22 protein-coding genes are annotated in these 25,220 nt (G+C 32.1%); 4 read left to right on the forward strand and 18 right to left on the reverse strand.

Translation table 11 applies throughout. The features are described from left to right. Window positions 1–107: 107 nt before the first annotated feature. From AB3G36_RS10070 to AB3G36_RS10115, 10 genes are all read right to left on the reverse strand, one after another. Window positions 108–1,589, reverse strand: coding sequence for a nitrate/nitrite transporter (locus AB3G36_RS10070; RefSeq protein WP_367752323.1), 1,482 nt, complete (start codon window positions 1,587–1,589; stop codon window positions 108–110). Between the two features lie 284 nt (window positions 1,590–1,873). After that, the gene (locus AB3G36_RS10075) at window positions 1,874–2,533 is read right to left on the reverse strand and encodes a response regulator (RefSeq protein ID WP_367752325.1); all 660 of its coding nucleotides are present in this window, start codon (window positions 2,531–2,533) and stop codon (window positions 1,874–1,876) included. Window positions 2,534–2,628: 95 nt separating this feature from the next. Further along, window positions 2,629–4,437, reverse strand: a complete 1,809-nt coding sequence (locus tag AB3G36_RS10080) for an ATP-binding protein (RefSeq protein WP_367752327.1) — start codon at window positions 4,435–4,437, stop codon at window positions 2,629–2,631. Between the two features lie 12 nt (window positions 4,438–4,449). Beyond that, entirely contained in the window at window positions 4,450–5,037 is a 588-nt protein-coding gene (locus AB3G36_RS10085; protein ID WP_367752329.1) for a DUF4202 domain-containing protein, read from the reverse strand. Between the two features lie 30 nt (window positions 5,038–5,067). Further along, a complete protein-coding gene (nirD, locus tag AB3G36_RS10090; protein ID WP_367752331.1) occupies window positions 5,068–5,445 on the reverse strand; it encodes a nitrite reductase small subunit NirD in 378 nt (125 codons plus the stop codon). A gap of 73 nt (window positions 5,446–5,518) precedes the next feature. After that, complete coding sequence (gene nirB, locus AB3G36_RS10095; RefSeq protein ID WP_367752333.1) at window positions 5,519–8,026, reverse strand: nitrite reductase large subunit NirB; 2,508 nt, start codon at window positions 8,024–8,026, stop codon at window positions 5,519–5,521. Between the two features lie 325 nt (window positions 8,027–8,351). Then, complete coding sequence (gene arsB, locus AB3G36_RS10100) at window positions 8,352–9,422, reverse strand: ACR3 family arsenite efflux transporter (RefSeq protein WP_367752335.1); 1,071 nt, start codon at window positions 9,420–9,422, stop codon at window positions 8,352–8,354. 2 nt (window positions 9,423–9,424) lie between these two features. Next, window positions 9,425–10,057, reverse strand: coding sequence for a low molecular weight phosphatase family protein (locus AB3G36_RS10105; protein ID WP_367752337.1), 633 nt, complete (start codon window positions 10,055–10,057; stop codon window positions 9,425–9,427). A gap of 20 nt (window positions 10,058–10,077) precedes the next feature. Further along, complete coding sequence (locus AB3G36_RS10110) at window positions 10,078–10,548, reverse strand: DUF6428 family protein (protein ID WP_367752339.1); 471 nt, start codon at window positions 10,546–10,548, stop codon at window positions 10,078–10,080. 100 nt (window positions 10,549–10,648) lie between these two features. Continuing rightward, window positions 10,649–10,981, reverse strand: coding sequence for an ArsR/SmtB family transcription factor (locus AB3G36_RS10115; protein ID WP_367752341.1), 333 nt, complete (start codon window positions 10,979–10,981; stop codon window positions 10,649–10,651). A 94-nt stretch (window positions 10,982–11,075) separates the two neighbouring features. On the opposite strand from AB3G36_RS10115, the gene AB3G36_RS10120 reads away from it, so the two are divergent. Both AB3G36_RS10120 and AB3G36_RS10125 read left to right on the forward strand, forming a co-directional pair. Further along, window positions 11,076–11,222: a hypothetical protein gene (locus AB3G36_RS10120; protein ID WP_367752343.1), complete on the forward strand. Its 147-nt coding sequence runs from the start codon at window positions 11,076–11,078 to the stop codon at window positions 11,220–11,222. 45 nt (window positions 11,223–11,267) lie between these two features. Further along, window positions 11,268–11,420: a hypothetical protein gene (locus AB3G36_RS10125; RefSeq protein ID WP_367752345.1), complete on the forward strand. Its 153-nt coding sequence runs from the start codon at window positions 11,268–11,270 to the stop codon at window positions 11,418–11,420. Window positions 11,421–11,450: 30 nt separating this feature from the next. On the opposite strand, the gene AB3G36_RS10130 is transcribed toward AB3G36_RS10125, so the two are convergent. After that, entirely contained in the window at window positions 11,451–11,711 is a 261-nt protein-coding gene (locus AB3G36_RS10130; RefSeq protein ID WP_367752347.1) for a heavy metal-associated domain-containing protein, read from the reverse strand. Between the two features lie 170 nt (window positions 11,712–11,881). Here AB3G36_RS10130 and AB3G36_RS10135 point away from each other — a divergent pair, with 170 nt between their 5' ends. Beyond that, window positions 11,882–12,238: a hypothetical protein gene (locus tag AB3G36_RS10135; RefSeq protein ID WP_367752349.1), complete on the forward strand. Its 357-nt coding sequence runs from the start codon at window positions 11,882–11,884 to the stop codon at window positions 12,236–12,238. A gap of 48 nt (window positions 12,239–12,286) precedes the next feature. On the opposite strand, the gene AB3G36_RS10140 is transcribed toward AB3G36_RS10135, so the two are convergent. The 7 genes from AB3G36_RS10140 to AB3G36_RS10170 form a co-directional block, all read right to left on the reverse strand. Continuing rightward, window positions 12,287–13,117, reverse strand: coding sequence for a protein-glutamine glutaminase family protein (locus AB3G36_RS10140; RefSeq protein WP_367752351.1), 831 nt, complete (start codon window positions 13,115–13,117; stop codon window positions 12,287–12,289). A gap of 101 nt (window positions 13,118–13,218) precedes the next feature. Next, window positions 13,219–14,088 carry a transglutaminase N-terminal domain-containing protein gene (locus AB3G36_RS10145; protein ID WP_367752353.1) on the reverse strand — a complete coding sequence of 290 codons (870 nt, stop codon included), beginning with the start codon at window positions 14,086–14,088 and terminating at the stop codon, window positions 13,219–13,221. Further along, window positions 14,078–16,669, reverse strand: a complete 2,592-nt coding sequence (locus tag AB3G36_RS10150) for a circularly permuted type 2 ATP-grasp protein (RefSeq protein WP_367752355.1) — start codon at window positions 16,667–16,669, stop codon at window positions 14,078–14,080. Before AB3G36_RS10150 ends, AB3G36_RS10145 begins: the two co-directional genes overlap by 11 nt. 77 nt (window positions 16,670–16,746) lie before the next feature. Continuing rightward, window positions 16,747–20,163 carry a DUF2126 domain-containing protein gene (locus AB3G36_RS10155; RefSeq protein WP_367752357.1) on the reverse strand — a complete coding sequence of 1,139 codons (3,417 nt, stop codon included), beginning with the start codon at window positions 20,161–20,163 and terminating at the stop codon, window positions 16,747–16,749. A gap of 263 nt (window positions 20,164–20,426) precedes the next feature. Further along, window positions 20,427–21,512: a DUF3667 domain-containing protein gene (locus AB3G36_RS10160; RefSeq protein ID WP_367752358.1), complete on the reverse strand. Its 1,086-nt coding sequence runs from the start codon at window positions 21,510–21,512 to the stop codon at window positions 20,427–20,429. Window positions 21,513–21,880: 368 nt separating this feature from the next. Further along, entirely contained in the window at window positions 21,881–23,086 is a 1,206-nt protein-coding gene (locus AB3G36_RS10165) for an ammonium transporter (protein ID WP_367752360.1), read from the reverse strand. A 36-nt stretch (window positions 23,087–23,122) separates the two neighbouring features. Then, a complete protein-coding gene (locus AB3G36_RS10170) occupies window positions 23,123–23,461 on the reverse strand; it encodes a P-II family nitrogen regulator (RefSeq protein WP_367752362.1) in 339 nt (112 codons plus the stop codon). Between the two features lie 849 nt (window positions 23,462–24,310). On the opposite strand from AB3G36_RS10170, the gene gnd reads away from it, so the two are divergent. After that, window positions 24,311–25,210, forward strand: a complete 900-nt coding sequence (gnd, locus tag AB3G36_RS10175; RefSeq protein WP_367752364.1) for a phosphogluconate dehydrogenase (NAD(+)-dependent, decarboxylating) — start codon at window positions 24,311–24,313, stop codon at window positions 25,208–25,210. Window positions 25,211–25,220: the final 10 nt, after the last annotated feature.

The raw sequence follows: 25,220 nt of genomic DNA on the forward strand, positions 1-25,220 counted from the left end.
AAGGTTAGTTTCAGATTCTATTTTGATCAATCAAAAAGAGCATTTAAGTTGTATGGAATAGGAAAAATTTTTGATGTATAATTTTTTAAAATTAATTTAGCCTTCTTTTAACTTTTTCGATCCATTTCTTTGGATATAATAGGATGTTTTTCATTCATCATACTTGTAATTGTGATATGCATCCAGATCAAGCAAATTGCTGAAAACAACAGTACAAAAATCCAAGAGCTAGACCATATACCGGTAAAACTTAATAAGTAACTAAAGATAATTGGGCAAAAGAATCCACCTAAACCTCCCAGTAAACCTACCATTCCTCCCACAACACCTATTTCGGTTGGGAAATATTCTGGGATATGTTTGTACACTGCTGCTTTTCCAATTCCCCACGAAATACCTATCATAATTACTAAAATGAGATAGACCCACATATTGGCGTCAAAAATAATTCGAGTCACGCCCTTGGCTAATAATTCTTTTTTATTTACAGCTTGATTTTGAGCAACAATTACTTTTTGCCATGAGGATTTAGTTGGGAAAATACTTCCTGTTCCTCTCGCTTCTGGTTTAGAAGCTATTGGGAAATCTTTACCATCAATACGTACATTTGAAGCGCTAACTTGGGTCACAATTCCTTTTTTTCCTGCCATTACACCAGGGCCAGCTGCAGTTATTTCCATTTTTGGAATCATTAATAATGCACTTAATATTACAGAAGAACTCAATACCCAGTACATTACTTTTCTAGCGCCAAATTTATCTGATAAATAACCACCAAAGGCTCGTATTACGCCAGACGGCAAACTAAACATAGTGGCAAACATACCACCCATTACTAAACTCGTTTGGTATACATTCATAAAATTAGGTAACAACCATTGTGAATACGCTACGAAACACCCAAAAACTAAGAAATAGTACGCCCCAAAACGCCAAACTCTTGGGCTTTTTAAGGTAGATAACATTTGCGGAATTGTTTTGGTAGACTTTTCCATTTTTTTGTTTTTGGCAAAAACTAAAAATAGAATTCCAATAATTAGCAATGCTGCACCGTATATAATGGGTAATATTTTCCATCCATTTTGAGGATCTTCTACTGAAAAATGATTCAACAACGAAGGTGCCATAAAAGTAGTGATAGCAGCCCCTGCATTTCCCATTCCAAATATTCCTAAAGCTCGTCCTTGCCATTCTTTTGGATAGAAAATAGAAGTGTACCCAATACCAACGGCAAAACTAGTACCTACCATACCGAATAGAAAACTAAGTACGGCAAACATGAAAAAACTATTGGCTAATGGAAGTAAAAATAAAGGGATGGAACATAGTAAAAGCAAGATAGAAAACACTGATTTTCCGCAATATTTGTCGGTAAGGATACCTATAGGTAATCGCATGATAGAACCGGTTAGTATAGGGATCCCTAATAACCATCCAATTTGTACTACGCTCCAGTTAAAAATGCCTTTGTCGACTAAATAGGTGACTAATACACCATTTAGTGTCCAGCAAGCAAAACAAACAGTAAAGGCCAGCGTGTTTAAAAATAACATGCTGTGAGATTGGGCTAATGAAGTTGATTTTTCCATTGTACTTATATTTTTTATACAAATATAAGTACAATAACGTATTATAAATATTAAAATTAAGTATAAATACGTATTTATTTAAAAATTTTGGACATTTATTTTTAAAACTCTTTTTATTACTAATTTGCTAAAAAAGAGAAACCTTTTTTCATTTTTTGAACGATTTTAAACTTTAAGTACCATGATATAAAAGCATAATTCATTTCATTTGAAGCACATAATTAGGCTTCAGATGGAATTTAAATTCAATTAATATTTTGGTTTTTTCTTTTTAGTGAAGAATATTATATTAAAGCATACTCATTTGCTTTATTGGACAGCTCCATAAGATTTTTTACTTTAAGTTTTTTCATCAGGTTAAAGCGGTGCACTTCAGCGGTGCGTTTACTAATTTCTAATGCCTCTGCAATTTCTTTGTTGCCTTTTCCTGATAATAAAAGTTTTAAGATTTCTTTTTCCCTTTTGGTGATAACCAAATCATCAGCTAATGGTTGCTTAGAATCTAATGTATTTACATTATTTTTGAGTTGATCAATAAGAATAGAGGAGATATCACCACTGAAATATTTTCCGCCATTAGAAACGGTATGTAATGCTTTTAAAAATTCTTCTTTACTAGATCCTTTCAATAAATACCCATCGGCACCAGCCTTAATAGACTTAAGTACATATTCTTCCGATTCGTGCATCGATAGCACAATTATTTTCACGGGATTATTTTGATTTCGCAATTTTTCAACAACTTCGATACCTGTAAAATGAGGCATACGTATATCCACAATCAATAAGTCCGGTTTGCTTGACTCTACTGTGTCCAATGCTTCTTGACCATCTGTAGCTTCCCCTACAACAATAATATTGTCTTCGGTTTCTAATAATGATTTTATTCCATCTCTTACAAAAACATGGTCATCAGCCAGTACAACTCGGATTGTATTATTCATATCTTACTTAATTTTGAATCATTTTTTTTTAAGTATATTCAACTAATTGGAGGGCTAATATACGTAATCTATCTAAATAATTTAGGATCTTAGTTTTAAATGGGGATATTGAAGGTAATTCTAGTCCCTTCACCAGGTATGGAGTTAATAAAAACACGTCCATTAATGTATTGTATTCTTTCTTTCATGAAAAGCAATCCCATTCCAGATTCACTATTTCTTTTTTTCTCCACTTCAGTAGCGTCAAATCCCTTTCCGTTATCATCAATTATAATACTTAAAATGGAGTCACTATGGGATAATTGTACCACAATGTCAGAAGATTCGGCATATTTTATGGCATTATTAATGGCTTCTTGAGTGAGTCGGTATATATTTATTTCAATTAAGGAATCCAGTCTTTTATCAAAAGCTGTTTTGTTATAAAAATGAACATTTTTCCCCGTGAGTTTTGAAAGTTCCTGCGTTAGTTTTGAAAGCGAGGAAACAATTCCATGATCGCTCAATTCAGGAGGCATTAAATTAAAAGTAGCGGTACGCACTCCTTTAATAATGTCAAGGGATAATTTTTTTAGGTATTCTATTTTTTGGGCTGATTTTACTTTGTCATCTAAGTTGATGCTTTCTAAACTAAATTTCAATCCAGTAAGCATTTGTCCAATTCCATCATGAATTTCTCTTGCAATTCTATTTTGTTCGTTTTCTTGATTTTCAACAATTTTGCTTGAAATTATTTTCTGCTGGTTTACTTTATCATTAATATTTTCAGTATTCAAGCGATCTACTTCTTGTTCTGCTTTTTTTCGTTCGGTAATGTCAAAGCAAATAATCAACAATTCAGATTCCTCTTTTTTTATAGTTACAGGCACCATTGATAGGTCTAGCCAAATGGATTCTTTATTTCTATTGGTAATATTTATTTCTCCCTGCCATCCACTTCTTTGTTTTTCAGTAATGATTCTATCAATTACTAGTTGTTCTTTTTCAATTGGTGTCAGTGCCTCTGAGAACGTTTTGTCATTTATAAACGGATTGTATTGCAGTAGTTTTGAAAATTTTTCTCCAATATGTATAATACTTCCGTCAGGTGCTATACGGCAATACAATAAAGTATTTTCCATAGCATAATTGAGAGATTTTAATTCTTTGACCGAGTTTTCTTTTATTTCGCTAATCACTTCGGTATCATGCGCTAGCTTTATCGCTTTTCTTTCAGAGACTAGAAGTTTTGAAATTAATAGCTCAATTCTTTTGTTAGTGGGCTTAAAAATAAAAAGAAATTCTAAAAATAAAACTAATAGTGTAAATCCTAAAATAGCATATTCAGTATTTCGTTGAAGGGTTACTTTTTTTAATGCTTCCACTTCATATTGACTCACTATTTTATTCATTTTAGAAAGGAATATCCCTTCGTTATCTAGAATAGTTTGTACTATTTTTTGATTTTTATTTGAGTTTATAAATCCAATATGATTTTTTAAAAGTAGGGTAGTTGCATGGTCTATACTGTCAAAATTAGGTTTTATTTCTGCAAATAATTGGGTCAATATCTTACTTTTTGCTTTTGGAAAGTGAAGACTATCATTTCCGTTTTCTAATGCATAATGAGTGAATTTCCAAAGGGATACGGTTTTATTAATTTTAGAAATTTCCTCTTGCCTTTTTAGGGTATCAGAGACTAAGTTTAAGATCAACACTTCTTTTACCAACTTCTGGCTCAACATCCGTTGTTTTCCTGAAATGTTTATTAATCGTGAATCATTCAATTGGCGATTCAGATTGTATTGAATGAGTAATTGACTAAGCAGTACCGTTATAGCAATAGTGATCAAAGCAAAAAGATACATTTGCTTTAATTTTATGAAATTAAGATTTTCGGTAGATTGTTTGGTCTTGTTTTTCATATCAAAATCAAATTACAATCCAATAGCTTCTTTAATTAATTGAAGATTTGTATCGCTATAGTTGATTTTTAAGGCTTCCTGATGTCCTTTTTCAGACATTTTATTCCACGTTTTCAGAATGATATTTTTCATTTTTTCCCTGTCATGCTTGTGAACAAAAGGGTCCAAATAAAATTCTAAAAACACCAAACAAATTACATCTTCAAGGAGTTGTGTTTCATCGTCTTTTTTAAGTAATTTCTTTTCAATTAAAAAAGAAACTCGAGCAATAAAATGAGAGTCATATCCCACCTTTTCTAAAATTTCTGCTGTCGTTTTAGCATGGAATTTTTTCAAGTCTTCTCTCCATTTTAAATAGCCTACACGATCCATTGGATAGGTTTCTCGTGCTATTTTCCATCTGCAAATGTGTTGCGCTTTAGATGCGATTTGAATTGCTTCTGAAGCATTAGGATGAAATTCCATTAGTTTTTTATACATTCTATTCGAATATAATAATTCTTTTGGATAACTTTTAGATTGATATATTTCGCTGTTTGGATCTTGTGCGTTTTCAGCATCAATTAACTCACTTGCGTTATAAAATGGTGTTTTTGTCATTTGAAAAGAGATATCATCAAAGATACATATTTATTCTAAAAAGCCAACAAATACCTCTTCGTCAACGATTTTTATTGGATAAGTGGCTATTTTTAAATCATCACCACTAAGGTTGCTACCGTCTTTTAATGAAAATGTCTTTTTGTGAATGGGACAAGCAATTTTTGGAATCTCATCTACTGACCCAATCATACCTCTTGAGAGGACCATTTCCATTTTATGAGGACACAAGTTTTGACAGGCATACCATTCGTTTCTTCGTTCAAAATTGATAATGGCAATTTGTTTGTTTTTGTATTTGATGCATCCACCACCATCAGCGGGGAAGTCTTTAGTTGAACCTGCTTTGAACCAAACTTTTACCTCCTTAGGAGTTACTGTTGCGTATTGATTTAATATCTCTTCCATGATTTGTATTTTTTTTAGCTAATTTTGAATCTATAAAACTTTGAAACTTTGCGTCTTTGTTACTCTTAAAAACTTACCAAGCTTTAGGCATTTTTTGATCTCTAAGTGGCGTAAAAACAATATTTTCATCCGTTTCATCAGAATTAGTAAAATGACTAAAACGTTTCATCATTTCAGGATCTTCAATAGCTTGTTTCCATTCGCATTCAAAGGTGTCTACAAGTCCTTGCATTTCGGTTTCTAATGCTTCAGCTATTCCTAGACTATCTTTAATTACCACTTCTTTTAAGTAATCTAAACCCCCATCTAGTTTTTCTAACCAAGTAGAAGTACGCACTAAAGGTCCAGCAGTACGGATGTAAAACATCAAGAATCGATCTAAGTATTTGATACAAGTGGCCCTGTCAATTTGTTCTGCTAATAGCACTGCATGTTTAGGATTAGCTCCACCATTTCCAGAAACGTATAAGTTCCAACCCCCTTCTACGGCAATTAATCCAAAATCTTTTCCTCTTGCTTCGGCACACTCTCTGATACAAGCGGATACGCCACCTTTTATTTTATGAGGAGATCGAAGTCCTTTATATCTGTTTTCTAATTCTATGGCAAAACCAGCACTTTCATCCATTCCGTAACGGCACCAAGCATTACCGACACAACTTTTTACTGTTCGTAATGATTTTCCATAAGCATGACCACTTTCAAAACCATTATCAATTAATTTTTTCCAAATAGCGGGTAAGTCATTCAGATGCGCACCAAATAAATCAATACGTTGTCCGCCTGTTATTTTAGTATATAAATCATATTCTTTGGCTACTTCACCAATAACGATAAGTTTGTCAGCGGTGATTTCTCCACCAGCAATTCGAGGCACTACAGAGTAGGTACCATTTCGTTGAATGTTAGCTAAGAAACGGTCATTAGAATCTTGTGCAGGGATATGTTTATTAGCAGTATCATTGTAGATACTAGAGAAAATGGAAGATAACACTGGTTTACAAACTTCGCATCCATCTCCTTTTCCTACAACACCTAATACTTCATTATGTGAAGTAAATTTGTTGATTTTTATAATATCATATAATTCTTGTCTGTTGTATGCAAAGTGCTCGCAAATAACATCTTTAACTTCTTTTCCTAATGATTTTTGAGTCGCTTTTACTAAATCAACGACCATTGGTTTACAACCACCACAACCTGTTGTTGCTTTTGTTAATTTAACAACATCAGAGAGCGTAGCACAAGTTTCATCAACAATAGAACAGCAAATACTTCCTTTAGTCACATTTTCACAAGAGCAAATTACAGCAGTATCAGGAAGATCCATAGCGCTTCCTAAAGTCGATGCTTCTCCACCTCTTGAACCTAGAATTAAATCTTCTGGGTTTTTTGGCAAAGCCATGGCGTTGCTATAAATTTGGAACAAACCATTATAATCACTAGAATCACCAACTAAGATTCCACCTAATAAAGTTTTTCCATCTTTGGTTACGTTAATCCTTTTGTAAATTCCGCTAAATTTATTTTCATAAACGATAGCGGTAACATTTTCATTTTCTATAAATGGATCTCCAAAACTCGCCATTTCAACGCCAATTAATTTTAATTGGGTCGACATGTCAATAGTTTCTCTCATTGTTTTTTCACCTTGCATAATTTGCTCGGCAGCCACATCGGCCATTTCGTATCCTGGAGCGACTAATCCATAAATCATATGGTTATAAAGTGCCACTTCACCGATTGCATAAATAAAAGGATCAGATGTTTGCATTTTATTATTTACGGTAATACCACCACGTACACCAACTTCAAGTCCTGAAACTCTTCCTAGCTCGTCACGTGGTTTGATACCTGCAGATATAACCAACATATCAACTTTTAACAATTCTTGTTCTGTAAACATCATCCCAGTGATGCAATGTTCACCTGCAATATATTCAGTGGATTTATTCAGATGTATTCCAATGTTTAATTCTTCTATTTTTGATTGCAACATATCACTCGCACCCTTATCCAATTGTCTTGGCATTAAGCGAGGTGCAAACTCAACTACGTGTGGGTTTAAACCTAAATCGCGAACTGCTTTGGCTGCTTCCAGACCTAATAATCCGCCACCAAGTACAGCGGCTTCAGTAGCTCCATTTTGTTTTATTTTTTTGGCGTAGGCCATAATCGCATCAAGATCTTCGATAGTTCTATAAACAAAAACCCCTTCTTTGTCTACTCCATCTATAGGAGGCACAAAAGCAGATGAACCAGTAGCTAATACAATGTAATCGTAAGAATAGGTTTTCTCTAGATGTGTATGTATCGTTTTATGATCCCTATTAATATCGGTAATTAACTCGGATGTATTAAGGATAATATTATTTTCAGCATACCAATCTAAAGTGGACATAGATAAATCATCAGCACTTTTACCCGCAAAATATTCACTTAAATGAACACGGTCGTAAGCGCGTCTTGGTTCTTCTCCAAATACAGTAATTTGATATTTCTCTTGTCCTGGTTTCGATATGAATTTTTCACAAAATTTGAAACCTACCATGCCGTTTCCGACTACTATTATATTAATCATACTAGCTTGAATTAAGTATTACGTAGCAAATATACGTATAAATACTTAATTTTTATACTTAATTTCTGTTTTTGGAAATTAATTGGAATATCTTGAAAATGGAAGGGGTAAAATATATTATTAGTAAAAAATGATGAAAAATATAGGAAAAACGAAATCGTATTATTCTATTTTGGAGGTAGAAAAGTAGTATTTGATTTTAATACGATTGTGCAATTAAATAAAAATACCGTAAATTCTCAAATTAAATATAGCATTGCTACTTTATAATTTGGGAATTTGCGGTCTTGATTTTTTAAACGACTATAAAGTTATTTAATACAACCTATGTTGCTGACGTGTAGTATTTTTTTCTAAACCAAAAGGCAACATTAACCAAAGCTATTAATGCTGGTACTTCGACTAATGGACCAATAACTCCAGCAAATGCTTGTCCGCTATTGATACCAAAAACACCAATGGCCACTGCAATAGCTAATTCGAAGTTGTTACCTGTTGCTGTAAAAGCAATAGCAGTACTTTTTGAATAATCGGCACCAAAATATTTCCCAATGAAAAAACTCACAACAAACATGATTGTAAAGTAAATCACTAGTGGAATTGCAATGCGAACCACATCCATCGGAATTTGAACTATCAATTCCCCTTTTAGACTAAACATAATTACAATAGTAAATAATAAAGAGATTAAAGTAATTGGTGAAATAAAAGGCACATATTTATTTTGGAACCAGTCTTCTCCTTTTATATCTATTAATGCGTAACGACTTATAATGCCCAATGCAAAAGGAAGACCTAGGTAAATACCAACACTCTCGGCAATTTGACCAATGCTAATGTTGACTTCAAAACCAGTATAACCAAAATAGGGAGGAAGAATCGTTATAAAAATATAGGCATAAACACTATATAACAATACTTGAAAAATACTGTTTAAAGCAATCAATCCTGCCGCATATTCTCTATCTCCATCAGCAAGATCATTCCAAACGACCACCATGGCGATACATCGTGCCAGACCAATAAGGATAACGCCTATCATGTATTCAGGATAACCGTTTAGGAATATTAAAGCTAGGAAAAACATTAAGATAGGACCTACAATCCAATTTAGGAAAAGGGAAGCACCTAGTACTTTTGTGTTTTTAAACACTTGACCCATTTGCTCATATTTTACTTTGGCCAATGGTGGATACATCATTAAAATTAAACCAATAGCCAACGGAATATTTGTAGTTCCACTTGAAAAAGAGTTGATAAAATTACTGCTCGAAGGAATAAAATAGCCAACAGCTACACCTATAGCCATAGCTAAGAATATCCAAAGGGTTAAATAACTATCAAGAAATCCTAATTTTTTTCGGTTTGCTACTGGAGCACAATTATTTGCCGACATATTTATTTTTTAATTTGTGAGAATACATAAAAAAGTTCAGTAGCAATTTGCATGCTTCTTTCATGGTATTTTTCTGCTTGTTGTGGTGTGTTATCAAAAGCTTTTGGATCTTCAAAAGTGATGGGAATTCTTTTTTCGGCACCAGCAATAAATGGGCAACCATTGTCAGCACTAGAGCAAGTTAAAATGGCAGCAAACTCCGCTTGCGGATTAAAATCATCATCATAGGTCTTAGAGAAACCAATAATAGGATGTTCGTTATCCGTGTATTTTATGCTGTAAACAGGGTTGTTTCCCTCAGAAAGTGTTTTTACTTTGAATCCAGATTTAGATAAAGTTGCTGCTGCCATAGGGAATAAAGCAGTAGCCTCAGTTCCTCCAGAATAACAAAACACATTGCTAAAATTAAAATAAGACGCTGCAGTTTGTGCCCAAACTTGGGATAAATGGCTCCTTCTGGAATTGTGTGTACATATAAAGTTGAGCCTGATTTCCTCTTGATTGCTCACTTTAATTTGAATAAAATCAATTAAAGGTTGTAAAATTGTTCTACGCTCTTGCGAAATATTTTCTGGATGAAAAGATAGTATTTGCTTTTCGATTGCAGGAAAAATTTGGGTTTTTGATGACATCATTTTCGATCTTGATTTTTAGATTAGCAGCAACCTCCACCAGGAGTACAGCTGTTGTTTTGAACTGGAATTTCAGAGATTTTAATTTTTTGTTTTTCTTGAGGAATTCCACATTGATCTTCTGCTAAACAAGCAGTAAGTTTATTTAACAAAGTGAAATCTTTTCCATTGAAACCTAAATCGTATTTACCAATAGTTTCCGATTGGTATTCAACTTCAATTTCATAATCTTCGATGCCTAATACTTTTTCAGATAGTTCAATAATATCTAATAATTTTTTTGGTTTCAAGCGGTGTTCAAAATCATTGGCATCCCATAATTGAAAGTTCACTACGGTTTCTTTTCTTACTTTTCCACCACAATCAATAAAGTTTTTAGTGATTAAACCCACTTCTGTTACATGGAAATGTTCAGGAACATAAGTTCCGTTTGGCAATACAAAAGTTACGTTTTCTAACGTACTTAGCTGTTTTTTAATTTCAGATAGTTTCATATGAATATAATATTTGTTTTTTAAAAGAATATGGTATCGCCATTACTAAAATTATATTGTTTTTGAGTCATGGCAATTTCATGATTGGTATTTTTAAAAATTAGCAACATTGATTTTTTTTATTTTCTAAATAGGTATTGATGTTTTCGAAAAAGCCTTTTATTTTTTCAAAACCTTCTTCGTTAAGACAATAACAGATTGCATTTCCTTCGAAATTTCCCTTTATTAGACCAGCATTTTTTAACTCTTTTAAGTGTTGCGAAATAGTGGGCTGTGCAAGTGGTAGTTCATTCACAATGTCGCCACAAACACAGCTATTCACTTTTATGAGGTGCTGTATTATTGCAATACGTGCTGGATGACCTATTGCTTTGGCTAAAATGGACAATTCGTTTTGTTCTTCTGTAAAATGTTCTGATTTAGTAATTCCCATCGCTATATATTTATATTGCAATATTACGATAATAAAAAATAAGAATAAAATATTTTTTATTTTTTTATGAATTGGGATTGAAAGTACATTTAAAATGAAAGACGGTACGTTATTATCGGCTTTGTTAATCGTTTTTTTGTTTTATTTAATTCCAATGAGTACAGAAGTGAATTGGAGTCTTTTAGGAATGGCATTAGCAGGAATTTTGATGTCTTCCTTATTTCCTTCATCAGTAAATTGAGCAACACAAGAAAACAAAAACCAAGCCATTATATTATCTGGATTAATGGTAGCAGCACTTCAATTTGGAACTGGCATCAGTACTAATTTCCTTAAATTTTTAAGTGCGATTTATCCATTAGCATTATTGTTTAAATGGATGGGACTCCTCGCTTTTGGAATGGTTGGATTAATGTGGTACATGCAAAAAAAAATCTAAAAGCAAAAGTTGATATCTACTTATTAATTTTTAAAGTATAAAGGTGTCTTTTGGTATGGCATGAAACCCTATTTGTTTTACTTTATTTTCAATATCAGTAATATTCACCATCTTATTGGTGTGAACAGTAAATTCTCTCGGGAATATTTCTAAATTGACGATAACATTTTTTATACCGTCGAGTTCCAATAATTTTTTTTTGATTTCTAGTAAATCAGTTTCTTCCATGGCATTTGTTCCAAAAACTTTACCATGATTATCTGGGATGACATTGTTTGTTAGGAGGCTCATATTTTTTATATAAAATGGTTAATACTTATCTAAGAAGTTACTATAAATTTAAGCATTTATGTTCTATTATTTTTTATTTAATTGATTATTATGTTTAATAATAGGAAAGCTATTCAATATTAAATGATTAACTTAGTAGTTAGTAGCCAACTAGTTAAAATAGATAAAAAATGAAAAGTTCAGATAAAAAAACAGATTCTTTAAAAAAAAGTAAAGAAGATAAAAACAAACTACCAGACTCTCTTAATTATCCTCCAAGTGAAGATATTTACAATCAATTTCATAAAGAGAGTGATATTAACCCAGATGATATTACCAAAAAGAAAATACCAGTAGAAATAAATAATCGTACTAAGTTGAATGAAAAAGACTTTGAAGAAGATATGTCTGGTGGTGATTTAGATATTCCTGGTTCCGAGTTGGATGATGCTCAGGAAAATGTTGGAAGTGAAGATGAAGAAAACAATCATTACAGTATAGGTGGTGACAACCACAATGACTTAGAGGAAAATAACGGCAATCAATAGACTCATTTTTATAAATATGCTATTGAAGATCGATTCTATTAATGTCTTTTATTCAATTTTTTTTGAATCTATTATGTTCTTTAAGTTAGCAACACTAAGTCCCCATTTTATAAGATTATTGTTGTAGATCTCACGGTATTTATTAATTATGGTGTAATATTGGTTTTGAAAATCGGTAGTCATATCATAATTCCACCTGTTGTCTCTAAATACGGTTTCAAAATTGAATACGTTTCCCACTAAATTTTTATAATCATTGATTAATTGTGCCTGATTATTTAATTTTAATAATGGTGCTATTTCTTCAGTATAGAATTCAACGGCCGTTGCATTGATCGCTAATCCTTTTTCTAGCCATTGATTTTGTAAAGAATCATCGGTGTATTTATAAAAATCATCTATTAACTTATCTGAAAATGTTTCGGGAAGAATAATGTTTTTTAATTTTGAATTTAGCATTCCATTTGCGTCATATTTCAATTGAGAATTAGGAATCATAGTGGAATTAAACAAATACCATTCAAAATCCAGCATTAATGAAATTAGCTTTTTCGTTTTAAGTTTATCTAACCATGTTTTATAATGAACTAGACCTTTTGGAAAAAGCTCTAAATCAATTACCATTTGGTGTGTTTCTATACCATCGTTTACATGTAATACTGTGGCAACATGATATCCCCAATCAATTGTTCCATTAGGAGAGAGCTCTTTTTTATCAATAAATGTGATTAATTGTGAATTTGAATTGGAATAAATACCAGGAGAAAAAGCCCAAATTTTAGATGTTATAATCCCTTTTGATTCTAATAGCAAGCTTATATAATGCGACAAATTATGACAATTTGCTTGCTGATACCCTACAGGCAATGATGCCTTCAATATATCCTTGAATACTTTTTTAGCAGTATCTTGATCTACAATTGAAGCTTTTGCAGGGGTTAATATTTGATGTTTTGATTTAATGATTTTTTTTTTTAGTATTAAACTACTGGAATTACATCTACTTCTACTTTGACTTTATGTTCTCCTGAACTAAATATTATTCCTCTAAGTGGAGAAACATCAGCGAAATCTCTACCGTATGCAGTAACAATATGCCTTTGTTGTGGAATCATATTGTTAGTAGGATCAAATTCACACCACCCCATTTCAGGAATATAAACAGATATCCAAGCATGTGATGCATCAGAACCTTCTAACTTTATTTTACCTTTTGGTGGTAAAGTTTCAATATAACCGCTTACATAGCGTGCTGGAATACCTGCACTTCTTAGGCAAGCGATAGCCAAATGAGAAAAATCTTGGCAAACCCCTTTTTTTTCTTTCAGTACTGTACTGATTGGTGTATTTACATTTGTTGATCCTGATCTAAAGTCAAAATCGGTAAATATTTTTTTTGTTAAATTCATAACACATTCAAAAAGCGGGGCTTCTGGAATAAGGCAACTTTGAGCAAAGGCAATTATATTGTCATCCCAATTGATAAATTGACTAGGCAATTGATAAATTAAAAGGTCCGCTTTAAGGACAGGATTGGCATTGATTTTTAATGTAGTTTCTTCACAGGAAATGGTGCTCCAGGGTTGAACTACATTTTTTAAAACTTCTATTTCACTAGACACAATAACATTCAATTTGGTGTGTGACTCGTGTAAAGAAAAATAATGTTGAATATTTCCAAAATAATCTTTTCTACTATAAATTTTAGAGGGTTTTGGTTCTATTTCTATTTTAAAATCGGTACAAATTTGTCTGGCTGAACTTTGCGGTTGTAAACACAATACGCTTTGGTAATTGTGAACAGCATTCACATAAGTGTAAAGGGTTTTGTGTTTTAATTTATATTTCATCAGAATTCAAATTGTCTAAGGTGTCTAAAATGGAGTGTTGGATAACAGAATGATTAAAGTATAAACTAGCCAAGTTAGTTGACACATTCGAAATTAGATTAAAAACATCTGAAAGTGTTTGGTCTAGTTCAGGTCGAAAAAGAGTATCGCTATCCGCTTGTATTAAACGATCCGCATCAATTAATTTTATAATTGTACTTGCTTCCAAAACTGATTTTTCAGCAAGACTTAATCGATTTGGTTCTATTGTTTTTGGCAATTTAGAAAGATAAGAAGAAAGCGTATCGAGTAAAAAAGTAAGGGTATACGGTAGGTTTTGCTCTAAAAAAACCATGTTAATAACAGCTTTCAAGCTTAAATGAGACTTGTAAATGTTTCTGTATTGGGCTAATAAATGATGGTTTTCTAAAATAGCTTCCATTAAAACACTTTCTTCTTCTTCAACTTTTTTATAATTGAAAGTATATTTGAAAACAGAAATCAATGATAAAATACGCTCTACATTTTTCCCTATTTCCAATAGGTAGAAGCCATTATCTCTAGGTAATGTTTCATAAACATTTCCATAAAAAGAGAAAAGACGAATATGTAATTTATCAAGACCGTGATTTACTTGGTTGATATTACTCGTGTTTGAACTTTTTAGCGCAACAAGACTGTCTTCTACTAAATTAATAATTCGACGGGTATCGTGATTCCATTTTTCACTTACTTGATTTAAGGTATTTAACAACGCCTGAATATTATAAGTAACAGATCCAGGTTTTTTTGAATCACTAATTAAAAGAAGTAATTCAGGGATTGGATTAGCAATGGTATCGTCAATGTTTACTTCTGGATCACTTTCCTTTTCTTTTCCTACAAATCCTGGATAGGTATGAGTAAGATGAGTAAGAGATTTGAGAAGAACTACTAAAAAAGCAGGTTGCTCGTTTTCTTTATTAGTAACATTTTCATTAAGGCGACTCAAGATTATTTTTAAGAAACTTCTCAAAGCCATTGTTCTTTCACACAAGCGCCCTACCCAAAATAAATTTTCGGCATTTCTACTTGTTAACGAATTGTTTAGATGATTTGTTAGGTTTCTACGTTCTACATAACTTTCATTATATTCATTTGGGGTATCAGTTATAATCCAAGTATCTTTAGATAAACCTCCTAAACGGTTAGACACCTCAAATTTTCCTTTTATTGCAGAGCTGCGGGTTAATCCACCTTGCATAACTGTATACTCGTTTCCATCAGAAATTAAAAAAGCTCTCATTGCAGCAAATCTGGGTACAATTTCTCCATCCATAAATGATGGGGTAGTAGATAAACTAACCTCTTGTTGAGCTACAAAATCCTTTGGGTTTTTACGAATCATGATTCTCAAGTCTTCTAATTGTTGTTTATCAAGAAGACGTCCATATATGGATCTAAAACCTTGTTTCCGATTTGTTTTTTTAATAATTAGTTTGGGTAAATTTTCAAGAACATAATTCAGTTCTTTTTTTTGACCACACCACCATGTGGCTATAGAACTTAATATTAAAGGTTCTTTTAATAAATATTTACAGGCATTTTGCATAAAAGCCATCAAACCATGATTCTCTAAAACACTGGTTCCAGGCGGATTTATAACAGCGACATTACCTAAACGGATTACTTGTAGTAAACCAGGAATTCCTATTAATGAATTTCTTTTTAATTCTAATGGATCACACCATTCATCATCGACTCTTTTTATAATAACATCTACACGTTCTAGTTGGTCAATAGACTTCAACCATACATAGCCATCTCTAACTACTAAATCACTTCCTTGTACAAGTGTATAACCTAAATGGGAGGATAGATATACGTGTTCAAAATAGGTTTCATTTCCAGGTCCAGGTGTTAAAAAAACTACATTTGGATTTTCGTTAGTGTTGTTTCCAAGTGCATCAACAGTTTGTTGCAGGTCATTAAAATAAGGGGAAAGTCTGCTTCGAAACATTTTTTTGTTCAGTTCAGGAAAAACTTTACTCATTACAATTCGGTTTTCAAGCGCATATCCTGAACCTGATGGTGACTGAGTTCTATTATCCAATAACCACATTTTTCCGTCCGGCCCTCTAGCTAAATCACAGGCATAATTAAGTAATTGTATGTCTAGTTTTTGTCTAATATCAAAACAAGGCAATAGAAAACCAGAATTATCAAAAATTAATTCAGCTGGAATAATTGAATTTTTTATTAATAATTGTGGTCCATAAATATCTTTTAGAATTAAATCGTAAAGATGTGCTCTTTGTCTTAACCCTTTTTCAATGGTTTCCCATTCTGATTTATGGATTAAAAACGGAATTGGATCTAGTTTCCACGCACGATTAGGTTCATTATTATTGTCATAAACATTATAAGTAACTCCGTTTTCTCTTAGTTTTTTTATAATTTCTTGATTACGTAATTCTAATTCTTCAAGACCTATAGATTCTAAAGTATCAAAAAGCTTTTGCCAATACGGTTTTACTTGACCGTTTTTGTCAAGTACTTCATCGTACGTATTTATTTTCTCTTTATAAGATTGGAGTAATCCCAATGAAATATCTTGAATCATTTGTTAATTGTAAATGAATTGCGTTTTTTATAATTGACAAAATAAAGGTTTTTAAAGCGAACAACAATGCAATTATTCTATTCTTTTGCTTTCCAATAATGTCTTAAATCTAATGTGTAAGGGTACTCAGGGTTAATAAGTTCAATGGGAGTATCAAGTTTAAGTTCGGATTTAGACTCTACTAAAAAGCGAGAAGTTGCACTATTATTTATTATAATTTCTTTCTCGTTTTCCATGTCATTATGTACTGAAGATGGTGTATGACCAAAATCCCAAAAGCGACTTATCTTTCTTGATTCTGCTTCAAAACTATTCACAGGCATAGTTTCAAAACTTCTTCCGCCTGGATGTGTTACAAAATAGGTGCAGCCACCGATTACTTTATTATTCCAAGTATCTACAATATCAAAAACCAATGGAACATCTACACCTATATTTGGGTGTAAAGCGGATGGTGGATTCCATGCTTTATATCGTATTCCTGCTACATATTCTCCTTTTGTACCTGTACTTCTTAAAGGAATTCGGCAGCCTTTACATAGTAAAATATGGCGTTCTGGTACAATTCCAGAAACTTTTACTTGTAAACGTTCTAGTGAGGAATCTACAAAACGAGAGGTTCCAGAGCCTGAGAGTTCTTCACCAAGTACGTGCCATGGTTCAATACCTAATCGAATTTCTAATTGGATATTATCAATAGTCACATTACCATGGTGAGGATATCTAAATTCGAAAAAAGGATCAAACCATGAAATGTCAAAATTATATCCAGCATCTTTTAAATCATTAACTACATCAATCATGTCCAAATAGGCAAAATGAGGCAACAAAAACTTATCATGTAGTTCAGTTCCCCAACGGACTAATTTTTTCTCATATGGGTTTTTCCAAAATTTTGCAACCAAGGCACGAACTAATAAATTTTGAACTAAATTCATGTGTTTGTGAGGTGGCATATCAAAAGCTCTTAACTCTAATATTCCCAAACGTCCTGTTGATGAATCAGGAGAATATAATTTATCGATACAAAACTCTGAACGGTGCGTATTTCCAGTGATATCAGTTAATAGGTTTCTGAAAATTCTGTCCACCATCCAAAAAGGAACTTCTTTGTCTTTTGGGATTTGATCAAAAGCAATTTCCATTTCGTAGAGACGCTCATCACGACCTTCATCAATACGCGGTGCTTGACTTGTTGGTCCAATAAAGGGTCCAGCAAAAAGGTAACTTAAAACGGGATGGTGTTGCCAATAGGTGATTAAGCTTCGTAATAAATCAGGTCTTCTCAATAGGGGACTATCCTCAGGTTTTTCAGCTCCTAATGTTACATGGTTCCCTCCTCCAGTTCCAGTATGACGACCGTCTACCATAAACTTATCGGTGCCTAAACGAGATAGAAATGCCTCTTCATATAGCGCCGTTGTGTTGTCTACAATTTCTTGCCAAGATTTGGCTGGATGTACATTTACTTCAATTACACCAGGATCCGGGGTTACCATCATTTTTTCGACTCTGTAGTCCGACTTTGGTTGATATCCTTCAATTCTTACTGGCATTTGTAATTTTTCTGCAGTAATTTCTATCGAAGTAATTAAATCTACATAGTCTTCTAAATAATCAGTTGGAGGAAGAAAAATGTACAACATTCCATCGCGCTCTTGTATACACATGGCGGTAATAAAAGTGTCTACTTCAAATAATAAAAATTCTTCTTCTTTTTTTTCTTCTTTTTTAGATAATACTTTTTTGACAGACTGAATGAGTTTTGAAATGGTCCCATAACGTTTGTTTATTTTTTCTGAATAATCACCTAAAGCGGGTAAGTCTTCAAATAAACTTCTATCTACAACTGTTTCTCTCTTGTTTTTAGAAATTTTTGGTAAGGAATCCAATGGTAAACGCAATCCAATTGGAGAATTTCCAGGAATTAAAAAGCAATTACCTCTTCTAAATTCCCAAGCACAACTTTCCCAATTATCATTATTGTGATTTTTTTGTATTGGCAAAACAAATCCTGATGGATTATTCAAGCCTTTTTCTAAAACCTTTGCCAAATTATGACGTTCCATAGAATCTTTTAAATTCACTTTCAATGGATCTAAATTCATTGGAAGTTTACCTTCTTCTAGAGCCCAATAGATTGGATCTTCGTAAGTTGGTAATATGTTTTTAGTGTCAATACCTAAAAATTTGGTCAATTCGATAGCAAATTTTTCAGCATCGTGAAAAGTAAATTGAGTTTCACCTTCTTTTGCTACTAGCGCATCATTTTTCCACAAAGGGAATCCGTCTTTTCTCCAGTATAGTCCATATTGCCAACGTGGGAATAACTCTCCAGGGTACCATTTTCCTTGTCCAAAATGCAGCAAACCTCCATGAGCAAATCGTTTTTTTAAACGAAGGGCTAAATCATAAGCTAGTTTACGTTTCAATGGTCCATCGGCTGCTGTATTCCATTCGGCTCCCTCAAAATCATCAATAGAAATAAAGGTGGGTTCTCCACCCATTGTTAAACGCACATCACCTTCAATTAAATCCTTCTCCACTACATTTCCTACCGCCATGATGTCTTCCCATTGACTGTCAGAATAGGGTTTAGTTACCCTTGGGTCTTCATGAATGCGAGTTACTTTATTTTCAAATTCAAAACTTACTTCACATTTTTCTGTTGCACCTGTAACTGGCGCCGCACTTTCATAATGGGGAGTACAACATAATGGTATATGACCTTCACTTGCAAAAAGTCCAGACGTAGGATCTAGTCCAATCCATCCTGCTCCAGGAAGATAAACTTCGGCCCAAGCGTGTAAATCAGTAAAATCGTTTTCTGGTCCGGAAGGCCCATCAAGTGACTTTATGTCGGGTGCTAATTGTACAATATAGCCAGAAACAAATCGTGCAGCTAAACCAAAGTGACGTAAAACATGAATTAATAGCCATGCAAAATCTCTGCAGGAGCCACTTTTTATTCGTAATGTTTCTTCTGGTGTTTGTACTCCTGCCTCCATTCGTAGATTATAAGAAAGCGTTTTGTAAACTTCTTGGTTCAGGTAAACTAAAAAATCATTTATTTCTATGGAATCATTTAGTTTTATTTTTTCAATAAATTTTAAAAATATGGGACTTTCTTCACTCAATTTTAAATAAGGAATTAATTCTTGTTCCAGTATAGTATCATATTTAAAGGGATACTTTTGAGCATATTCTTCTACAAAATAATCAAAAGGGTTGATGACTTGAAGTTTTGCAATAACTTCGACTTCGACTTTTAATTCTTTAATTTTTTCAGGAAAAATAACTCTAGCTTGATAATTCCCAAAAGGGTCTTGTTGCCAATTGATAAAATGATCCTCAGGACTTATTTTAAAAGAGTATCCTTCTATAGCCGTTCGAGAATGTACAGCCGGACGAAGTCTAAAAACATGAGGGAATAATTTAACGCTTCGGTCAAATTTGTATGTTGTTTTGTGTGAAATAGCGATTTTTATTGACATAATTTAGGCGTGTTATCTTTGAATAGTAGAAGTATAACAAATATTGCAAAAAAATCATAGTTTATGCTTTTTTTATGATAATAATCGACCTAATTTTTTGCTATGATTGCTTTTTTTACATTTTATAATTGCGAATTATGTAACAAGAATTAAATTATTCAAATTCTAAATCCTATCGTTTATATCAATTATGGGTAGATTTTTTTTTTAACCTATTTAAAAAAAAAAGAAAGGGGAACCTTTTGTAATTTGTTAAATAGTTCTTAGTGAATATTGATGTAGGTGTATAGTGCGAAAAGAACCATTAGAATAATTATAATGATAACATTTATCAGTAAAATAACACTACTTTTTAATAAAGAAATCATGATTTTTTCTCCATAAAATTTTCGGTGTGCAGGAAAAAAGTAGTACAGCATCCAAAAAATGCCAATCGATTTGAGACCAAAATGAACCCAAGTCAAAATAGGATTTTCACCAAACAACAGAAAGAGTTTGTCTATAAAGAACAGGGTTAAAATCAATAAGAGTAGAAACGAAAAATAATGCAAAGTAAAAATACCATTATCAAAGTAGTACCATTTTTTTTTGTCATGAAAAACCCATAGTATAAAAGCAAAAACAGGCATATACATAAACAGTACCTTTGGGAGGTTATGCGTAAATGATTCACTGAATTTCTCAATTATTTCCTCATTTGTATTTTCTTCTTTTACAGCAAGCCATTTTTTTAGGAACCAATATTCGGTTTTGCTTACTTTTGCTTTTTCTGCCCCATTTTTTTGTATTGAGTCTAGTTCATTAATAGATTTATAACCAAAATCAGCCACTTCTTTTTTGTTTATTTTAGTAGTGTCAATTTTAGTAGTTTGTAGTAAAATCTTTTTAATAGTATCATTGTTTTTTTGAGATAATATTCCAACTTTGGTTAGTCCGTCGACGCTTTTTTCTTCAATATGTAATGAATCAATTGAGGGGATATTTACTTGAGTTTTTTCTATAGTAATTGGAATTGTTACTTCTTTTGTGTCGCTAGTTGGGAATAAGGATAGTAATAAAAAGGTAACGAAACTAATAAAAATATAAAGACGTACAGGCGCTAGAAATGATAATCTTTTTCCAGAAAGATAAGCTTTCGTTAATGCTGCAGGTTTGAAAAACAAATAAAAAATGGTTCTCCAAAATGCATTGTCGTAATGGGTTAAATCTTCAAAAAAATGAATAAAGATATGATGAAAAGACTTAGTGCTTATCGTGTTTTCTTGACCGCAATTAGGACAGTAACGTTGGTCAACAACATAATTACAATTAAGGCATGTTTTATCTATTCGTAACTTTTCTTTTGACATAAGCAGTGTTGTAAATGAAATCTATTTTGGTAAATCTATTATTTTTTTATTTGATTTATAAATGCTGTCCTATAGTTTTAATGTTTAATTAACTAGTACGTTTTTATTTGCGACTTACTTTTATAGTGGTTGCATTTAATCTAATTTAAAAAGGTTAAGTTAATTTTTTTTTTAATGTAAATGTATATTCAATAAAAAAAGCCTACAACAAAATAATTTTGTTGTAGGCTTTATCTTTTAGGAATTTAAAATGATGTTTAAAAAATAATTTTTGATTGCCAACCGCAATTCTTTTAGAAAACACATGAGGGTGTGTTTATAAAAAGGAAACATCACTGTAAATACACTTTTATTATAATTTTAATTGTTTAGTCATTATAAACATTAGTTCCATGCTCATGAATATCTAAACCATCAATCTCTTCTTCTTTGGTAACTCTTAGTCCCATTGTTTTCTTTAATATAAATAATACGATAAAAGAAGCTCCCATTGCCCATGCTACAATTGCAGCAACACCTGTTATTTGTACAATTAATTTATCAAAACCACCACCATAGAATAGACCACCATCTGTAGCAAAAAATCCAACTAATATAGTTCCTAATGCACCACAAACTCCATGAACTGAAACCGCTCCAACTGGATCGTCAATTTTTAATTTTTTGTCGATAAATTCAATTGAAAATACAACTACAACCCCACAAATTAATCCAATAATTAGAGCTCCTAATGGGCTTACAGCTGCACAACCTGCTGTCACACCAACTAATCCAGCCAAAACTCCATTTAAAGTCATTGAAATATCTGGTTTTTTGTAAAATATCCAAGTTAAAAACATAGCTGCTAACGCACCTGCAGCACCTGCTAAATTTGTTGTAATAAATATAGCTGCTACTTTAAAAGCGTTATCACCAGATATTGCAAGTTGAGATCCTGGGTTGAACCCAAACCATCCTAACCAAAGTATAAATACCCCTAAAGCTCCTAGCATTAAACTATGACCTTGTATAGCATTTGATTTTCCATCTGTGTATTTTCCAATTCTAGGGCCTACCATTGCAGCAGCTACTAAAGAAGCAGCTCCACCAACAGCATGTACTACAGTTGATCCAGCGAAATCAGTAAATCCCATTTTAGCTAGCCATCCACCTGCATTCCATACCCAGCTACCAGAAATAGGGTAGATTATTAATGTCATTAATAAAGAGAAGATTAAATAAGTAGTAAATTTTGTTCTTTCAGCAATCGCTCCAGAAACGATAGTTGCTGCAGTTGCTGCAAATACAGTTTGAAAAAATAAACTATGCATGTCTGGAAGACTATCAAAAAAAGCATATTGCTTCATATCTCCAACCAATCCTCCAATAGAATCTCCGTACATTAACGAATATCCTACTGCCCAGAAAGCAAGACTTCCAATACAGAAATCCATTAAATTTTTCATTATAATATTTCCAGTATTTTTTGATCTAGTAAAACCAGTTTCTACAAGTGTAAAACCGGCTTGCATAAAAAACACTAAACTTCCGGCGATTAACACCCACATTAAGTCCATTGCAGCATTCGTATCCATAATATATATTTTTATTAGTTAGTTTTAAAAAGTGATTTAGTTAACAGCGTCTGTTCCTTTTTCTTTGGTTCTTATTCTATACGTTTCTTGTATATCAGAAACAAATACTTTACCATCGCCCACCATTCCGGTAGCGGCTGCATTCAAAATAGCGTCAACTGTTTTTTCTAGAAAAGGATCCGAAACTACAATGGAAATGTATCTTCTTTGTATATCTGTTGTACTGTAAGTAATACCTCTATACACGTGTCCTTCTTTCTCGTTACCAACTCCAGTAACGTCCCAATACGTAAAAAAATTAACTTCTATTTTGTGTAAAGCTTCTTTAACTTCATCAAATTTTGATTTTCGAATAATGGCTTCGATTTTTTTCATAATTAAGTGGATTTTATAATTGATTTATTTTGTTTAAGTATTTTTCCTTGATTTTTTTGTGATTTTCTAATCAGAAAATAAGCAAATAATTTTTGGGAATTAGAAATTTTGATAGTGTTTGTTTTTTTGTGATTAATTTAATATTTGAGTTATGTACAGTGAATTTGTATTTAATTAGTGTATTATTCAATAATAACAATGATTAATTGTTTATTATCTGTTAAAATCTATTTTTTTCAGTGACGAATTTATTAACTTTTATTTAAGAATTATAAATAAGAACTGAGTTTTTGGATAAAAAGAGGTAGAATTATTAATTACAAAATATCCTTTCAAAATAATAAAGAATATTCATTATAGATTTAAATAATTGCACTATTCACAATTAAATTTTTTAACTATACCCCCATTTTTTTGAGTTATTTTTAAATATTATAGGATAAATATTCTTAATGTTTCATCTTTTTATAGGTTAATTTGTAATTTTAAGTAAAATAAAGGGGGGGGTGTAGTCTTGATTTTATTTTTATAACAAAAGTTATTTATGATTATAGAACAGTTTTAATAGTAGTAAGAAATCTATAGTAATAACAAATGTTTAAAAATTGTTTTAGACACTATATAAAAGGCCTTTATCTAGATGAGCGATAATTATAAAATGGAGATCAATCTTTTTTTGATTTATTAACCTCATTCTTGGTGACATAATTAAAAAATAAATGGGTATATTTCATTATATAAAAAAAAGAGGACTATTTTTCTGATAAACTGTATATTAGAAAATTAAAACTGATATTTTTACAGTTGATAAAAAAAATAATTTCAAACGATACTTAAATACGAGATACAATGCAAATAGGACTGATAGGATTAGGAAAAATGGGCTTTAACCTAGCCTTAAACTTGCAAAGAAATGGGTATGATGTGGTAGCCAATGATGTTAATACCGATTTTGTAGCTAAAATAGAGAAAGAAGGAATAGATACGGCTAATTCAGTTGCTGTATTAACCGAAAAATTAACCGAGCGAAGAGTGATTTGGATTATGGTTCCCGCAGGAGAAATTGTAGACAAAGTGATTTTTTCTTTAATCCCTTTTTTAAATAAAAACGATATTGTCATCGATGGAGGAAATTCTAATTTCAAAGATTCAAAACGCAGGTATAAAATTTTAAAAGAAAATGGGTTTTGCTATTTGGACTGTGGTACTTCAGGAGGAACTTCTGGGGCATTAAATGGTGCTTGTACGATGGTGGGAGGAGATAAAGAAGTATTTGATTATGTAGCTGAAGTTTTTGAGAATATTTCAGTTCCTAATGGATCTTTGTATACAGGTGCTTCTGGGAGTGGCCATTATACCAAAATGGTTCATAATGGAATTGAATATGGAATGATGCAATCAATTGCAGAAGGATTCGAAGTGTTTGAACATTCTGAATTTGATATTGATTTCGAAAAAACGGCAAAACTGTTCAATCATGGTTCTGTAGTACGCAGTTGGTTAATGGAATTGACTCAAAATGCTTTCTCAAAAGATCCTAAACTGGAGGGAATAAAAGGAGTTATGCATTCCTCAGGAGAAGGAAAATGGACACTTGAAGAAGCATTGGATTTAGGCGTGCCAACACCTGTTATAGCGTTATCGATAATGATGCGTTATCGTTCTCAAATGCAAGATACATTCTCTGGTAAAGTAGTTGCGGCCCTCCGAAATGAATTTGGTGGTCATGCTGTAGAAAAAAACGAATAATTTTCCACAA

Source organism: Flavobacterium sp. WC2430 (assembly GCF_040822075.1).
Taxonomy (GTDB): domain Bacteria; phylum Bacteroidota; class Bacteroidia; order Flavobacteriales; family Flavobacteriaceae; genus Flavobacterium.

Coding starts and splice junctions, on each gene's coding strand:
- gnd (WP_367752364.1), top strand. CDS start 24,311: ATGCAAATAGGACTGATAGGATTAGGAAAAATGGGCTTTAACCTAGCC.
- AB3G36_RS10105 (WP_367752337.1), bottom strand. CDS start 10,057: ATGATGTCATCAAAAACCCAAATTTTTCCTGCAATCGAAAAGCAAATA.
- AB3G36_RS10110 (WP_367752339.1), bottom strand. CDS start 10,548: ATGAAACTATCTGAAATTAAAAAACAGCTAAGTACGTTAGAAAACGTA.
- AB3G36_RS10135 (WP_367752349.1), top strand. CDS start 11,882: ATGAAAAGTTCAGATAAAAAAACAGATTCTTTAAAAAAAAGTAAAGAA.
- AB3G36_RS10115 (WP_367752341.1), bottom strand. CDS start 10,981: ATGGGAATTACTAAATCAGAACATTTTACAGAAGAACAAAACGAATTG.
- AB3G36_RS10155 (WP_367752357.1), bottom strand. CDS start 20,163: ATGTCAATAAAAATCGCTATTTCACACAAAACAACATACAAATTTGAC.
- AB3G36_RS10150 (WP_367752355.1), bottom strand. CDS start 16,669: ATGATTCAAGATATTTCATTGGGATTACTCCAATCTTATAAAGAGAAA.
- AB3G36_RS10085 (WP_367752329.1), bottom strand. CDS start 5,037: ATGACAAAAACACCATTTTATAACGCAAGTGAGTTAATTGATGCTGAA.
- AB3G36_RS10165 (WP_367752360.1), bottom strand. CDS start 23,086: ATGGATACGAATGCTGCAATGGACTTAATGTGGGTGTTAATCGCCGGA.
- AB3G36_RS10070 (WP_367752323.1), bottom strand. CDS start 1,589: ATGGAAAAATCAACTTCATTAGCCCAATCTCACAGCATGTTATTTTTA.
- AB3G36_RS10075 (WP_367752325.1), bottom strand. CDS start 2,533: ATGAATAATACAATCCGAGTTGTACTGGCTGATGACCATGTTTTTGTA.
- AB3G36_RS10130 (WP_367752347.1), bottom strand. CDS start 11,711: ATGAGCCTCCTAACAAACAATGTCATCCCAGATAATCATGGTAAAGTT.
- nirD (WP_367752331.1), bottom strand. CDS start 5,445: ATGGAAGAGATATTAAATCAATACGCAACAGTAACTCCTAAGGAGGTA.
- AB3G36_RS10125 (WP_367752345.1), top strand. CDS start 11,268: ATGGTAGCAGCACTTCAATTTGGAACTGGCATCAGTACTAATTTCCTT.
- AB3G36_RS10160 (WP_367752358.1), bottom strand. CDS start 21,512: ATGTCAAAAGAAAAGTTACGAATAGATAAAACATGCCTTAATTGTAAT.
- nirB (WP_367752333.1), bottom strand. CDS start 8,026: ATGATTAATATAATAGTAGTCGGAAACGGCATGGTAGGTTTCAAATTT.
- arsB (WP_367752335.1), bottom strand. CDS start 9,422: ATGTCGGCAAATAATTGTGCTCCAGTAGCAAACCGAAAAAAATTAGGA.
- AB3G36_RS10080 (WP_367752327.1), bottom strand. CDS start 4,437: ATGAAAAACAAGACCAAACAATCTACCGAAAATCTTAATTTCATAAAA.
- AB3G36_RS10170 (WP_367752362.1), bottom strand. CDS start 23,461: ATGAAAAAAATCGAAGCCATTATTCGAAAATCAAAATTTGATGAAGTT.
- AB3G36_RS10120 (WP_367752343.1), top strand. CDS start 11,076: ATGAAAGACGGTACGTTATTATCGGCTTTGTTAATCGTTTTTTTGTTT.
- AB3G36_RS10145 (WP_367752353.1), bottom strand. CDS start 14,088: ATGAAATATAAATTAAAACACAAAACCCTTTACACTTATGTGAATGCT.